This is a genomic window from Vibrio sp. Vb2880 (genome assembly GCF_033337975.1).
Classification (GTDB): Bacteria; Pseudomonadota; Gammaproteobacteria; order Enterobacterales; family Vibrionaceae; genus Vibrio; species Vibrio alginolyticus.
This window is the reverse complement of record NZ_JAWORT010000002.1, coordinates 302,508-316,089: the sequence shown is the minus strand read 5'-3', so window position 1 is coordinate 316,089 and position 13,582 is coordinate 302,508. Positions and strand designations below refer to the sequence as shown.

Here is a 13,582-nt window from a genome sequence, read left to right as displayed (position 1 = left end):
GGCGTATTGTTGTGAAGGTCATATCAATCACTTCCTGACAAGCGCTCGAACGTACCTGGCCTACAACAATGATTTAAAGTGTGAAATTCGGTAATATGCGCACAAAACATTGACCGTGGTATTTTCGATGAGACATTTAAAATCGACCGTTCATCCAGACATAGAGCATTTGGATGACAAAATTGTTTTTCAGCGCAATGCAGCGCGAGCCATTGTACTTGATGGTGAAGATGTGCTGTTGCTCTATACAGAACGTTACCATGACTACACGCTACCAGGCGGTGGTATTGATGATGGTGAAGATGTCATTGCTGGATTAGTCCGTGAATTAGAGGAAGAAACGGGCGCCCAAAATATACATGGTATTAAGCCTTTCGGAATCTTTGAGGAGTTTCGTCCGTGGTACAAGGATGACGCTGACGTGATGCACATGGTGTCGTATTGTTATACATGTAAAATCGAACGTGAGCTAGGCGAAACGGCGTATGAAGATTACGAAGTTAAAAATGGAATGCGCCCGGTATGGATGAACATACACGAAGCAATTGCACACAATGAAAAAACGATGGCAGAAAGCCCGAAAAAAGGCATGAGCATTGAGCGCGAAACGTTTTTACTTCAGTTGATTTCTAAAGAATTACTATAAACAGCTAGTTTGCATCATTACGACTTAGCTTCTGTTGGCTCTATTGTGGGCAAAGATTTTAGAGCAATAAAAAAGTCCGGACTCCCCCCCGGAACCCGGACTTATTCCAGACGCGCAAGCGAAGCGTCATCTTGATATGTTAGATTTGTTTCGAACTATGAAAACAATAGCTGTTTTACATTTAGTGTGTAAATAATTATTAGGTCTGACCATTGGTTTTCATGTTTTTTTGCAAACACAATGTGACGCATATCTACCCAATTGCCAAGCGTAATTGGGGCGCTTTTTAGTAAACCACTACTCTTTCTTATCTTTGAGATACCTTACCTCAACTTTTTTGCACACGTTTGCATAGAGATCACGAGTTTTCAAATTCGCCGAACAGGATCTTGTAATTTTACGTTTCTCTGACATTGGGCTCTGTCGTAGCTTTTATCACAAATTAACTAGCGGAGGCAGTCGGCTAAAGTCGACCAGCGGTTGTGAAATCATAGGAGCGTCTGGAGCAAACAAGAGTAAAGGTTGAAATGATGAGGATTGTAACTGACCGATATCTATCAACTTTTCCAATGCATAGAAGCGGCTGACGTATTGGCGAGTCTCGTTAGGCAGCGTGAGTTGTTGGAAATCTCGACTTCCTGCTCGCTGAATAGCACGTGCAACACGTCCTTCTCCGGCATTGTATGCAGCTAAAGTGAGAGCCATATTTTGATCGAATTTGTTGTATAAAAACGCCAGGTACTTGAGCGCGGCCGTTGTGCTAGCTTCTGTGTCAAAGCGATCGTCTTGTTTTGTATTTATCGTTAATCCGAATCGTTTCGCTGTGGCTGGTATCAATTGCCAAAGTCCGGCGGCGCTAGCGTGAGAAACGGCTTTGGGGTTGTAAGAAGATTCTAACATTGGCACTAAGGCTAGGCTATTTGGTAATGAGTGGTTTTGAAGCTGTTTGAAAATGTGGTTAATTACTGGCTTGGATGAATCGAGACGCTTGGCAATTTGTGGCTTGTATGGGGCTAATACTTGATACTGCGTTTGAATATCGACAGCATTTGGTTTTGCCTGGCATGTGAATGGAAGGTAGGACAGAAAGGCAATAAAAATAAAAAGGCCTACAGTACTCAGCCGAGATGGCGACTGAATCTGTAGGCAAGACGAACATCGTTTAGAACGATTTATCTTCATAAGTGTGTTGCACAGGTTGTTTGAGTTGACTGACCAACTCATGGAACGCCGCAGAGCTGTGGCCATTGCTCTGATTGTATTGTTGGCACTGACTTACCAACGTTTCCAATAGCGCCCATTGTTTTCTAGCTTGCATACCTATTTGGGCAGGCAAAGCATTGAAAATTCGTTTTACGCTGGCGTCATTACACGCTAACCCCAGCGCTCGCATACACTGGCTTCTGTCATTGGCGGAGCGGCTGAGTTTATTGAGTATCGGCATTTGTTTTTGAACATTGTCGTTCAGTGCCTCTCCATCAAACTTTAAGTACAATACCTTTTGCTGCTGAAGCAAAGGAAGCAGTTGTTGATAAAGCTTAATATCCTCAGATATAGAGCGAACAAATTGTTGAATTCGCTGCGATACTGCGCTTGCCATGATGTCTTCCTAGCGTTTTATTACTCGTGACCTGTATGGAACTGCATGATTGCCTTGGATAGCACTTTTGTATCTAGGCTAAGTTCACCACGCGCTAATGCGTTGCGTACTTGTTCTACTTTTTCCATATCAACATCAGGTAGTGATGCCATTTCAGCTTGAGCGCGATCTATCGCTACGGTATTCGCTTGAAATGCAGGCTCGTGTACTTTGCTCTGTTCGACGACGTCGACAGGCTGTTTGCTTGCTTGCTGTAATTTTGTTTGTGGGACATGACCGCCCGCGACTTTGTCGATTTTCATGCTGTGGTCCTCATCATCATGTTCTAAATTAAGTAGGCGGTTAGAATGTGATAAACATTAAATATTTTTTTTGTACTCGAAGTTCAGTGTTACTGACGAGAGCCAAAATTAAAAAATGTTACCCCGAGTCAAAAAATCAAAATTGAGTATGAACCTGGTTTAATCCAGTTACGACTGCTCTTATGACCTTGCCCGAACTTGGGTTTTCCACGTCAATTTGTTGCCCTTTCGCTCCATCTTCTAAGGCGACTCCTTTTGTGCTGGCACTAAATCCATTTTTGCTCGCAATGACTATGACTTCATTGCCTTTCTCGATTAGAGGTGGGGCCGACAAATTGGATGGATTAACCACTTGTCCAGCCCGCAAACGACGAGAGGTTTCTAAGCCTACTGCTTGCTCGGGGCGAGTATAAAAATCGTCTTGGCGAGAGATGGTTCGGGTTTCAAGCTTTATGTGTTTAGCCGTTACGACTTCATTTCGGCCAACCGTGGTTGTCGCGACCAAAACAGGCAGAGTCAGCGAAGACTTTATCGTAACGTTAATTCGCCATGGTGATGCGATATTGTCGCAGCTGACTGAGCGCTTGAGGTTACCGACTGGCAACGTGTTGTTGTCACGACCTGTGATAACTAAAGGAGATTCACATTCTGGCAAGTGATTGGCTGAACCGGGTACCCACATGTCGAAGTCCAGTTTGTACTTCCCCCACTGATTGGAGAGCGCTACGCGATCCACCTCTTGTTCGAAATCCGTTGCTACAACGGACCTTATCTCTTCAACGCTTAGGGTTTTGTCATTGGTGTTGGCGAATGCTTGTTCTGATGTCAAAGCGAGTAACGTCAGCATTATTGTTGAGGAAGTGGACACTTTCCTCTTGTTTTTAATGCTTTCCGAGAACCGGAAGTTTGGCTTCCATCCTTGTTTGTAAATCATTGATATATATAGCTATTTTTTATGGCACGTATCTTGTTTGTATGTTGGCGTATTCGAGCCAACTGTAAGGAAGATGCATGGCGATCACATTTGAAAATGCTTTAGGAGTACATCCAGAGGCACTTAATTTTCGCGTTCAGCGTACCAAAGTCCTCGCCAGTAACCTAGCAAATGTTGACACCCCTGGGTATTTGGCGAAAGACCTAAGTTTCACCACCGTAATGAACCAAGTAACGGCAGGTGGTGTGAACAAACCGGTGCCAAAGTTCCAGGTTCAGGCCCAATACTCGGTGCCTTACCAGAATAGCAAAAATGGCAACACCGTAGAGCTTGGTGTTGAACAAGCAAAATTCACGCAAAACAACATGGACTTTCAAACTAGCCTGACGTTTCTCAACATGAAATTTAATGGCTTAGCGAAAGCGATTGAGGGACGTTAATTATGTCATTCACTGATATTTACTCGATCACTGGTTCCGCGATGACAGCACAAACTGTGCGTCTGAATACGGTAGCCAGTAACTTAGCAAACGCAGATGCAGTATCTGCAAATCCAGAAGATGCTTATAAAGCGCTTAAGCCAGTATTTGCGACTGTGTACCAAAAAACGCAAATGACAACAGAAAATGGAGCTTATCCCAATGCAGAAGTTCGCATTGTTGACGTTGTTAAAAATGCTGGAGATGCAGAGAAGCGTTTTGAGCCGAACAACCCACTGGCTAATGATGAAGGCTATGTGTTTTACCCAGATATTGATGTAGTTGCTGAAATGGCAGACATGATGTCCGCAACACGCAGCTTCGAAACGAATGTTGAAGTATTAGCCAATGTAAAAAGTATGCAGCAAGGTCTGCTTAGATTAGGGCAGGGTAGCTAATGAGTATTGCACAATACACCCCTTTATCGTCTGACGCTCCAGTAAATACAAAAGCAAAAGACAGCAACGGTATCTCACCAAACCCTAAAGACATGAACAGTGCTTCTTCATTGGAGAATGAGTTTATTTCTTTGATGGTGGCTCAAATTCAAAACCAAGACCCACTTAATCCCCTTGATGGTACGGAATACGTTGGTCAATTGGCTCAGTTCTCGCAGGTACAAAGTACCGAGAATATGTCTAAGACAATGCAACAGAGCATGGTGTTACTGGACAACATGCAAGTGCTGTCAACAGCGGGCCTTGTTGGGCAAACGGTTTACGTCAATGCGGATGAATTTCAGCTTGGTGAAGACGTACAAAACGGAAAAATCGAACTCGCTCATAGCTCAAACCAAGTCACGTTAGTTGTTAAAGATGAATTTGGTCAATCAACTAAAGTGCCACTAGGTGCTCACGGCAAAGGTGACGTCGACTTTTCAATTAATCCTGAAGAACTTGGTCTTAAACCAGGCAAATACTCAGTGGCCGTAGAAGTGCAAGAAGGGCAAGCAAGTCCAAATGTGCTGATGGCAGGCACTGTTGAGCAAGTGCGCATTCCTAATACCGGTGGCGCAGCATTAGTCAATGTCCATGGCGTTGGCAACGTTCCTTTCTATCAAATCACTCAGTTTGGTGCTTAACCAAATACGGAAATCAGAGGTCTATTTATGAGTTTTAACATCGCACTAAGTGGTCTGGACGCGACCAACACAGAGCTAAACACAATCAGCCACAACATTGCCAACGCATCAACGTATGGTTTTAAAGGTGGCCGCACAGAATTCTCCGCTGTATATAACGGCATGCAACCTGGTGGTGTGGAAGTCGCGTCAATTTCACAGAACTTCGACAAAGACGGCAGTATCACAGGAACTGGCCGTGCGATGGACCTAGCTATTAATGGCGGTGGCTTTTTTGTTACTAAAGATAATATGGGCCAAATGTTGTACACACGTTCAGGTGTGTTCTCAACGGATAAGAACAACTTTGTTACGGCTAACAGCGGTGCAAAGCTTCAAGGTTACAGTGTCGATAGCAACAACAACCTAATGACAGGTTCTGTGGGTAATATTCAGGTATCGACTTCCTCACTGAATGCTAAAGCAACAGACAGCTTAGATTTTGTTGCGAACTTCGACGCAAGCGCGTCTGTTATTGATAAAGCCGTAACGCCATTCAATCCCAAAGATCCAAGCTCATTTAACTCGTCTTACACAACAAAAGTCTACGACTCATTGGGTAACTCGCACACGGTAACTCAGTACTTTACTAAGACTGCTTCTAACTCGTGGGAAGTGAACGTTCAAGTAGATGGCGGTACGACGCCAGTAGCAACTGTGCCTGTAGCGTTTGGTAAAGACGGCTCGCTTTCAACACCAACTGCGCCGTTTAATGTTTCATTCCCTGCAGCAGGTGCGAACGCGATGAGTGTAGACATTAACCTGAAAGGCAGCACGCAATTTGGTGCAGCTTTTGGCGTAAGTACTAATAGCCCTAACGGTTACACATCAGGTGAACTTGCAGGTGTACGCGTTGAAGGTAACGGCATGGTTTACGCGACTTACACTAACGGCCAATCACAGCTACAAGGTCAGGTTGTTCTTGCTGATTTTGCAAACACACAAGGCTTAGCGAAAGTGAGTGGAACATCATGGACTCAAAGCTTTAGCTCAGGTGCTCCAATTATGGGTGTTCCGGGGTCAGGTACGATGGGTGACCTAACTCCGGGTGCATTAGAAGGTTCTAACGTTGACTTAACCAGCGAGCTTGTTGCTCTAATGACTGCACAACGCAACTACCAAGCAAACGCAAAGACAATTTCTACCAGCGACAAGCTTACTCAAGCTTTGTTTAACGCGGTGTAATGGGAGTTTTGCATGGATAGTTTGTTATTTACGGCAACGTCGGGTGCCAGCCGAGTTCTTAAAGCGCAGCACGTTCGTTCAAACAACTTATCAAATGCTGATACTGCGGGTTTTCGAGCGGATATGGAGCGTGTGCGTAGTGTAGAGATGCAAGGCCCAGGTTTTGATGGTCGCACTATGGTTGTGACCAACTCTGCCTCAACACGTTTCGACGCTGGCGATATTGTGAAAACAGGACGTCCGTTGGACGTTGCGGTTATGGGTGAGGGGTATCTCTCTGTAGAAACCCCAGCGGGTAACGAAGCTTACACCCGTGCAGGCAATATTCAGGTCGATACTTTTGGCGCTCTAACAATCAATGGGTTCCCTGTCCTCGGTGACAATGGTCCTTTGGTTGTGCCGGATTACCAAAAGATTGAAATCAGCGAGCGTGGTCAAGTCTCAGTGATCCCACCAGGTGGCGGCGCAGAAATTGTGGCAGGCACTTTGAAGTTGGTTAAACCGGAAATTAATCAGCTGCAAAAAGAGAGCGATAGCTTGCTGCACAGCGTAGATGGCGTGCCATTCGCGGCAGATGAAACCGTGCAACTCTCTCCTGAGCACATTGAGGGCAGTAACGTATCTGCTATTGATGAATTGGTTAGTGTGATGTCGCTGACGCGCAACTTTGAAATGCAAGTTCGCATGATGAAAACGGCGGAAACTCTAGCAAAAGCTGGTAACAAATTAATGGCGGCGAGCTAAGTCTCGCCCCGCAAGGAGTAAAAAATGCATTCAGCATTATGGGTAAGTAAAACAGGCATGGCAGCGCAAGACACTAAGATGACTGCCATTTCTAACAACCTAGCAAACGTAAACACGGTAGGCTTTAAGCGTGACCGAGTTGTATTTGAAGATCTTTTCTACAGCATTCAGCGTCAACCAGGCGCTCAAGTAGACCAAGTTAACGAACTACCAAGTGGTATTCAGCTAGGTAGCGGTGTTCGCGTTGTTGGCACACAAAAAGTATTCACTCAAGGTAATACCCAAAACACAACGCAAGAGTTGGATCTTGCTGTAATGGGTCAGGGTTTCTTCCAAATAGAAAACTCGGACGGACAGATCATGTATACACGTAATGGTCAGTTCCATCGAAACTCAGAAGGCTTAATGGTGAACAGTCAGGGCCTGCCTTTAGAGCCTCAAATCCAGATCCCAGACAATGCGGTCTCTTTCTCTGTGGGTGTTGATGGCACCGTGACTACAACAACAGCAGACGATCCAACACCTCAGCAGCTTGGTCAAATTACACTTGCAAAATTCATCAATCCAGCCGGCTTAGAGGCCATGGGTGGCAACTTATTCCGTGAAACGGAAGCCAGCGGTCCAGCTGATGAGCTGATTGCAGGAGCTGATGGTGCCGGCATTATCAAGCAAGGTGCACTGGAAGGGTCAAACGTACAAGTAGTAGAAGAGATGGTCGACATGATCACCACTCAACGTGCGTATGAGATGAATGCGAAAGTGGTCTCTGCTGCAGATGACATGCTGAAGTTTGTTTCGCAATCAATGTAAGTATGAAATTGGTGATGATGAAGGAAAAAGCAATGAAATGGCTTTCTAAGAGTTGGGCAGTAGCCGCCGTGTTGCTGGTGGGATGTGCTGGCCGTCAGGAATTTATTCCGCCTGAGCCGAATGCTGAGGAATATGCACCACCAACGCTCGATTACACGCTGCCGGAAACCCAATCTGGTAGCCTTTATCGTCACCAATACACGATGACCCTGTTCCAGGATCGTCGTGCTTACCGAGTTGGCGATGTATTAACGGTTCAACTATCAGAAGAAACCTCATCGAGTAAAAATGCGGGTACTAAGTTCGGTAAAAGTTCAGCAATTAACTTTGTGGCGCCGACCATAGGCACGAAAACTATCGATGAGCTAGGGGTTAGCGTGGATGGCAAACGTAACTTCGATGGCAGTGCATCAAGTTCACAAGGCAACAAGCTTCAAGGTGCCATTACGGTAACGGTACACGAAGTATTACCTAATGGCGTATTGCGTATCAGCGGTGAAAAATGGCTTCGTCTGAATCAAGGAGACGAGTTTATTCGTCTAACCGGTATCGTCCGTGTGGATGATATTAACCGCAGTAACCAAGTTTCTTCTCAACGAATTGCTGATGCAAGAATTACCTACGCAGGTCGCGGAGCGCTAGCTGACAGCAACGCAGCCGGGTGGCTAACTCAGTTCTTCAACAGCCCATGGGTACCTTTCTAATGAAGACAATGCAATCTTTCTTTATGTCTCTCCTATTGGTGTTGACCTTGGGACTACCAGGCACTTCACGTGCTAAAGCGGAAATTCCGATCATGGACTTGGTCGATGTTCGCGGCATTCGAGAAAACCAGCTGGTTGGTTATGGTTTGGTGGTTGGCTTAGCCGGCCAAGGTGACCGAAACCAAGTGAAATTTACCTCTCAATCTATTACCAACATGCTACGTCAGTTTGGGGTTCAAATTGATGACAGTATGAACCCTAAGCTACGAAATGTGGCTTCTGTGAGTGTGACAGCGTCCGTTGATCCAATGGCAGGCCCAGGACAAACGTTGGATGTGGTTGTGTCTTCAATCGGTGATGCAAAGAGCCTTCGCGGTGGTACGTTATTGCTAACGCCTTTACGTGGTATTGATGGCGAAGTGTACGCGATTGCGCAAGGCAACGTGGTTGTGGGGGGCTTATCTGCAGAGGGGCGAAGTGGCTCCAAAGTAGAAGTGAACACACCAACGGCGGGTCGCGTTCCGAATGGTGCGACTTTAGAGAGAGAAATCAAAACCGATTTCAACCAACGTGATGAAATCACCCTAAACCTGCGCAAGCCTAGCTTCACTACAGCAAAAAATATTGCGCGTGAAATTAACAACACTTTTGGACCTAACGTTGCAGTTGCGATCAATAAAGCGCGCATTGATATGCGTGCACCAAAAGATACACAGCAGCGTGTCGTCATGATGTCGATGCTTGAAGAAATGAGCGTTGTTGAAGGCCGTAAACCTGCTCGTATTGTCTTTAACTCTCGCACTGGCACCGTGGTGATCGGTAAGAGTGTCAAAGTGAGTGAAGCAGCAGTAAGTCACGGTAACTTAACCGTGCGAATTTCTGAATCACAACAAGTTAGTCAGCCTAATGCGTTTGCAAATGGCGATACGAAAGTCGTTAACCAAACGGATCTTGATGTGAATGAAGATCTCGCTCAGATGGTGATTTGGCCTCCAGGCACGGAACTTAACACCATAGTTAATGCGGTAAATAGTTTAGGTGCCACGCCTACAGACTTGATGTCTATCCTGCAAGCTTTGAGTGAAGCGGGTGCATTGAACGCTGAATTGGTCGTGATATAAAGGAGTTAAGGATGAAGCTAGACAGTACCAATGAACAAACTCAGTTAAATTCGATGCTTTATCACGACAACAGTGCATTGGCTAACATCAAGCATAGTCGTGATCAAGAAGGCGCACTTGAAGTCGTCGCAGGTCAATTTGAGGCAATGTTCCTACAAATGGTGTTACGCCAAATGCGTAGCAGTAGTGACGCTCTTGCTGATAAAGACAGCCCGTTTGCCAGTCAGCAACAAGGGGTATTCCGTGATATGTATGACGGTCAGCTGGCGATGGAACTAGCAAAGAAACAGAGCTCAGGCATTGCCAATATGCTCATCCAGCAGCTGAGCCCGTCTATGCGTGAGGTTGCTTTCGATGCTGCGCGCAACATCTCATCCGCTAACGATGGTAAAGGTTCGAATTCTGAATCTATCTCACAAGTAGATTCTAAAGAGGTGGAGAAGAATTCAAGCCTATTTAATACCGCTTCTCAAGCCGTCGCCTCTGTTAAACAGGTATTCGGTGAGGCCGGTATGACTACCGCGTTTTCTCAGCCGTTGATCAGAAAAATGGAGCTGTAAATGAACCTAGTTAATATTGCACTTTCAGGTTTAGGCGCGAACCGTGTGGCCCTAGACGTAACCGCGCAAAACGTGGCAAACGTGAATACCGTGGGTTACAGTCGTCAACAAGCGTTGATGGCGTCTGTCGATGATGGTAAAGCCAATCGCTTAAGTCCAGGTTTAGGGGTAGAAGTCACTAGCATTCGCCGCGTTACTGATCAATTTCTGATTAAGCAAACGTGGTCGACTAACAGTATGGCGGCATACGCATCTGGATACACCAGTAACATGAGTCAGCTGGAGAATACGCTTGGTGCCGATGGTTTCAGTATATCGGCTGGCTTGGACTCGCTAAACGCTGCGCTTAACGATGCGACTGTTAAGCCGGAATCCATACCTTACCGCCAGCAGATCATTAACGAATCTGAAGCTTTGGCCCGCCGTTTTAATACGCTTACCGAGTCTTTATACAATCAACATAAAGACATGAGCGACCAACGTAATGCAGCGCTTAACCACGCGAATAGCCTTATGGAAAATATCGCGAAGGTGAACAAGCAACTGGTAGAGATGCAAGGTACAGGTGGTAACCCATCACAGTTAATGGATGAACGAGATAGGTTAATCGGTCAGTTATCTCAAACCATTGAAATCAAAACAACACAGCAGCATGACGGCAGTGTTCAGGTCACACTAACCTCTGGTCAACCGCTTGTGATGGGTACGGACCATGGCAAACTGGAAGCCATTCCTGACCCGAGTGATCCTTACTTGGCGGACTTACACGTCACGTTCTCGAATCAAAGTTTTGCGATTGGTGACTCGCTTGGTGGCAAATTAGGTGCGATTAATGACTATCAAACCGAAGTGTTGAAACCAAACCAATTGGCTCTGAATGACATGGCGAAAGCTCTCGCGGATGAATACAACGCCGTGCTTGCAACTGGCAAAGACTTAAATGGCAACCCAGGTAAACCTTTGTTCAGCTATGACCCAGCAAACCCTGCAGCCAGTTTGGATATTACCAAGCTAACTCCAGATGAGCTTGCGTTCTCAAGTGATGGAACACCTGGTAACGCAGATGCGTTGCAATCATTGATCGAGTTAAGCAACAAGCCAGTGGCGGTATCAGGTTACGGCTCAGTAAGCTTGAACGATGCCTTTAGTTCAATGGTGGGTCAAAGCGCAATTAAAGCACGCCAAGCTAATGCTGATTATCAAGCGAAGTTAGCCATGAACAAGCAAGCGCACGCAGCTCGCGATAATGTTAGTTCCGTAAACAGCGATGAAGAAGCGGCTAACCTAATGATGTTTGCTAATGCGCACAATGCCAACATGAAAGTGATCAGCACAGCAAATCAACTGCTCGATTCTATTCTGCAGTTATTCTAAGAGGAAAGTTTAGATGCGAATTAGTGACAATCAATTTAGTCAAATGATGTTGCACAGCTTGCAGAGCAATAGCGCGGGATTAGGCGAAGCTCTGCAACAGATGTCTACTGGCAAGCGCTTAACCAAGCTGTCTGATGATCCAATGGCTTCGATCAAGTTGCTTAACTTAGACCGAGAAACCAGTGCGATTGCTCAGTACAAAAACAACATTGAAAACGTAAAAACGACGCTATCGAGTCAAGAAACCCATTTAGATTCGATCAAAGAAAGCTTAAAAAGCATGCGAGACATCGCGCTTTGGGGTGCGAACGGCTCTCTTACTGACGAAAGTCGTGGCGGTATGATTACAGAGCTTAAGAGTTACCGTGACTCTATTGAGTCGTCTTTTAACGCGCAGGATGAAGAAGGGCACTACCTTTTCTCTGGTACTAAAACGGATACTGCGGCTGTAAGTAAAGCGAGCGGCAGCTACGTAATTGAAGGTAATAGTGACAAGCGCGTAGTAACAATTGCTAAAGGTGTCACGATGGATTCCAATATGACTGCAAAAGAAATATTGGACCTTGGGGGAGGCCATAACGTGCTTAACCAAATTGATGCGCTGATCAAAGAGTTTGAGAGCCCTACCGCCAACTTCAGAGCTGAAGTTGAGGCGAGTATCAGCGCTATCGACGATACTTTTTCAAACGTACTAGGGACCATGACTGAGATTGGTGGTCGACACAACAACTTAGATCTTGTTGGTGGCGCGCACAGTGAAAACAAGCTGTTCGTTGACAAAGTATCTGGAGACCTCTCTGCTCTGGACTATGGTGAAGCGTCGGTACGATTGAGTAATTACATGGCCGCTTTGCAAGCAACGCAAGCAAGCTATGTGAAGATCGATGGTTTGTCGCTGTTTGACCGTTTATAAGGTTAGGAAGTTCTTTTTATGGTAATGAGTACAGTAGAGGTTAGACCCCATAGCATACGCTTAGGTGGACAAGAACAAGCCTCTATCATGCCGACCCGTTCTGCAGACTCAAGTACGGCAATTAAACCGCGCCCGGCGCAAATTCAGGCTGACACTGCGTCAGCCTACTCTGTATCTGGTATTCAGCTTACGCAGGGCCAGCAGCAAGCCACGGCGGTTCAGATCGCGTCCAAATCGCTGCAGGTGATTGGCAAAGAGCTCACGCAAATTAAACGTGGTTTGACGCAAGCTATTAATCAAGGCGTACAAAATGTTCCTGGTTTGCAGGATACATTGGTTCGCTCTAAAGCCACCATCCAAAAAGTCGTTGAGCAAGCACGTTTCGATGGCCAGAAAGTCCTAAATAACGAACTGCACTTAAAACTGGATAAAGCGGATATTCGTCGCTTTTCTATTCCAGGTTTGAATGTTCATCGCTTAAGCGACAAGGCCGAGCAAATCCGTTTGGATTTTCCTCAAGGTCAAGCGGTGATGATTCAGTTTGATGAACAATCAGACGGTGAGCGAACGGTCAAAATGCTGGATCGCAGCTTGATTGCGTTAGGAATGCGAGCCTCATTAGCCGATGATGGCAGCATTTTATTTGAAGCCAGAGACAACGCTTATCAACAAATGCAGCAAAAGGTGATGGTAACGGGGGAAGGGCACCGATTCCCTGCGGGACAGCCTAACGTTTTGAACTTAAAGTCTGAGCCAGATGGTATTGCGGAGCTCGGGTTTGATCTAGGCTCACGCGACGGCATCAAGCAGACGATTGCCAAAGTAAATCAGCATCTGAAACAAGTTCAAACGAGCTTGCAGGAAGCGAAAGCTTTTCATGGTGAACTGAATACTCAAATGCGTTCTATCCAAACCAAAACCGCACAGCTTTCAGTCAATGAGGTGAATGCAAAACTGGATGGATTCATGCAAAAGTCTGGCGAGTTTACTTCGACTTTTCAGGCATTGAATGCGCAAGCAAACGTGCGTCGTCATACCGTGGTCGCTTTACTGAAGTAACGAACACTCCAATGATTCCCGGCTTTACACT

Annotated in this window: 17 protein-coding genes; 13 read left to right on the top strand and 4 right to left on the bottom strand. The window is 45.8% G+C overall.

Translation table 11 applies throughout. From position 1 onward, the window contains the following. The first annotated feature begins 127 nt into the window (after positions 1 to 127). Positions 128 to 646, top strand: a complete 519-nt coding sequence (locus tag R7M92_RS03375) for an NUDIX hydrolase (protein WP_005374021.1) — start codon at positions 128 to 130, stop codon at positions 644 to 646. 435 nt (positions 647 to 1,081) lie between these two features. Here the strand turns inward: R7M92_RS03375 and R7M92_RS03370 are convergent, their stop codons facing one another. The 4 genes from R7M92_RS03370 to flgA form a co-directional block, all read right to left on the bottom strand. Beyond that, positions 1,082 to 1,828: a lytic transglycosylase domain-containing protein gene (locus R7M92_RS03370; RefSeq protein ID WP_318132694.1), complete on the bottom strand. Its 747-nt coding sequence runs from the start codon at positions 1,826 to 1,828 to the stop codon at positions 1,082 to 1,084. Further along, positions 1,809 to 2,246: a flagellar export chaperone FlgN gene (flgN, locus tag R7M92_RS03365; RefSeq protein ID WP_005374018.1), complete on the bottom strand. Its 438-nt coding sequence runs from the start codon at positions 2,244 to 2,246 to the stop codon at positions 1,809 to 1,811. Before flgN ends, R7M92_RS03370 begins: the two co-directional genes overlap by 20 nt. A gap of 20 nt (positions 2,247 to 2,266) precedes the next feature. Then, on the bottom strand, positions 2,267 to 2,548 hold the full coding sequence (gene flgM, locus R7M92_RS03360) for a flagellar biosynthesis anti-sigma factor FlgM (protein WP_005374016.1): 282 nt from the start codon (positions 2,546 to 2,548) through the stop codon (positions 2,267 to 2,269). Between the two features lie 136 nt (positions 2,549 to 2,684). Next, on the bottom strand, positions 2,685 to 3,482 hold the full coding sequence (flgA, locus tag R7M92_RS03355; RefSeq protein ID WP_005384406.1) for a flagellar basal body P-ring formation chaperone FlgA: 798 nt from the start codon (positions 3,480 to 3,482) through the stop codon (positions 2,685 to 2,687). 77 nt (positions 3,483 to 3,559) lie between these two features. Between flgA and flgB the strand changes: the two genes are divergently transcribed. The 12 genes from flgB to R7M92_RS03295 are packed head-to-tail and all read left to right on the top strand — an operon-like array spanning position 3,560 to position 13,551. Continuing rightward, entirely contained in the window at positions 3,560 to 3,922 is a 363-nt protein-coding gene (gene flgB / locus R7M92_RS03350; protein ID WP_005374013.1) for a flagellar basal body rod protein FlgB, read from the top strand. Positions 3,923 to 3,924: 2 nt separating this feature from the next. After that, positions 3,925 to 4,359 carry a flagellar basal body rod protein FlgC gene (flgC, locus tag R7M92_RS03345; RefSeq protein WP_005374012.1) on the top strand — a complete coding sequence of 145 codons (435 nt, stop codon included), beginning with the start codon at positions 3,925 to 3,927 and terminating at the stop codon, positions 4,357 to 4,359. After that, a complete protein-coding gene (gene flgD / locus R7M92_RS03340; RefSeq protein WP_005384410.1) occupies positions 4,359 to 5,042 on the top strand; it encodes a flagellar hook assembly protein FlgD in 684 nt (227 codons plus the stop codon). The genes flgC and flgD overlap by 1 nt, the downstream gene beginning before the upstream one ends. A 27-nt stretch (positions 5,043 to 5,069) precedes the next feature. Continuing rightward, positions 5,070 to 6,266, top strand: a complete 1,197-nt coding sequence (gene flgE, locus R7M92_RS03335; RefSeq protein ID WP_318132692.1) for a flagellar hook protein FlgE — start codon at positions 5,070 to 5,072, stop codon at positions 6,264 to 6,266. A gap of 12 nt (positions 6,267 to 6,278) precedes the next feature. After that, on the top strand, positions 6,279 to 7,010 hold the full coding sequence (gene flgF / locus R7M92_RS03330) for a flagellar basal-body rod protein FlgF (RefSeq protein WP_005374009.1): 732 nt from the start codon (positions 6,279 to 6,281) through the stop codon (positions 7,008 to 7,010). Positions 7,011 to 7,034: 24 nt separating this feature from the next. Beyond that, positions 7,035 to 7,820, top strand: a complete 786-nt coding sequence (gene flgG / locus R7M92_RS03325) for a flagellar basal-body rod protein FlgG (RefSeq protein ID WP_005374008.1) — start codon at positions 7,035 to 7,037, stop codon at positions 7,818 to 7,820. Positions 7,821 to 7,852: 32 nt separating this feature from the next. Beyond that, the gene (gene flgH / locus R7M92_RS03320; protein WP_017635111.1) at positions 7,853 to 8,524 is read left to right on the top strand and encodes a flagellar basal body L-ring protein FlgH; all 672 of its coding nucleotides are present in this window, start codon (positions 7,853 to 7,855) and stop codon (positions 8,522 to 8,524) included. Next, on the top strand, positions 8,509 to 9,645 hold the full coding sequence (locus R7M92_RS03315; RefSeq protein WP_411974274.1) for a flagellar basal body P-ring protein FlgI: 1,137 nt from the start codon (positions 8,509 to 8,511) through the stop codon (positions 9,643 to 9,645). Before flgH ends, R7M92_RS03315 begins: the two co-directional genes overlap by 16 nt. A gap of 11 nt (positions 9,646 to 9,656) precedes the next feature. After that, positions 9,657 to 10,205 (top strand): rod-binding protein, encoded by a 549-nt coding sequence (locus R7M92_RS03310; RefSeq protein WP_005384422.1) that lies wholly within the window; start codon positions 9,657 to 9,659, stop codon positions 10,203 to 10,205. Beyond that, the gene (gene flgK, locus R7M92_RS03305) at positions 10,206 to 11,579 is read left to right on the top strand and encodes a flagellar hook-associated protein FlgK (RefSeq protein WP_318132688.1); all 1,374 of its coding nucleotides are present in this window, start codon (positions 10,206 to 10,208) and stop codon (positions 11,577 to 11,579) included. A gap of 13 nt (positions 11,580 to 11,592) precedes the next feature. Beyond that, complete coding sequence (flgL, locus tag R7M92_RS03300; protein ID WP_005373998.1) at positions 11,593 to 12,492, top strand: flagellar hook-associated protein FlgL; 900 nt, start codon at positions 11,593 to 11,595, stop codon at positions 12,490 to 12,492. Positions 12,493 to 12,510: 18 nt separating this feature from the next. Then, positions 12,511 to 13,551, top strand: coding sequence for a flagellin (locus R7M92_RS03295; RefSeq protein ID WP_318132686.1), 1,041 nt, complete (start codon positions 12,511 to 12,513; stop codon positions 13,549 to 13,551). The last annotated feature ends 31 nt before the right edge of the window (positions 13,552 to 13,582 follow it).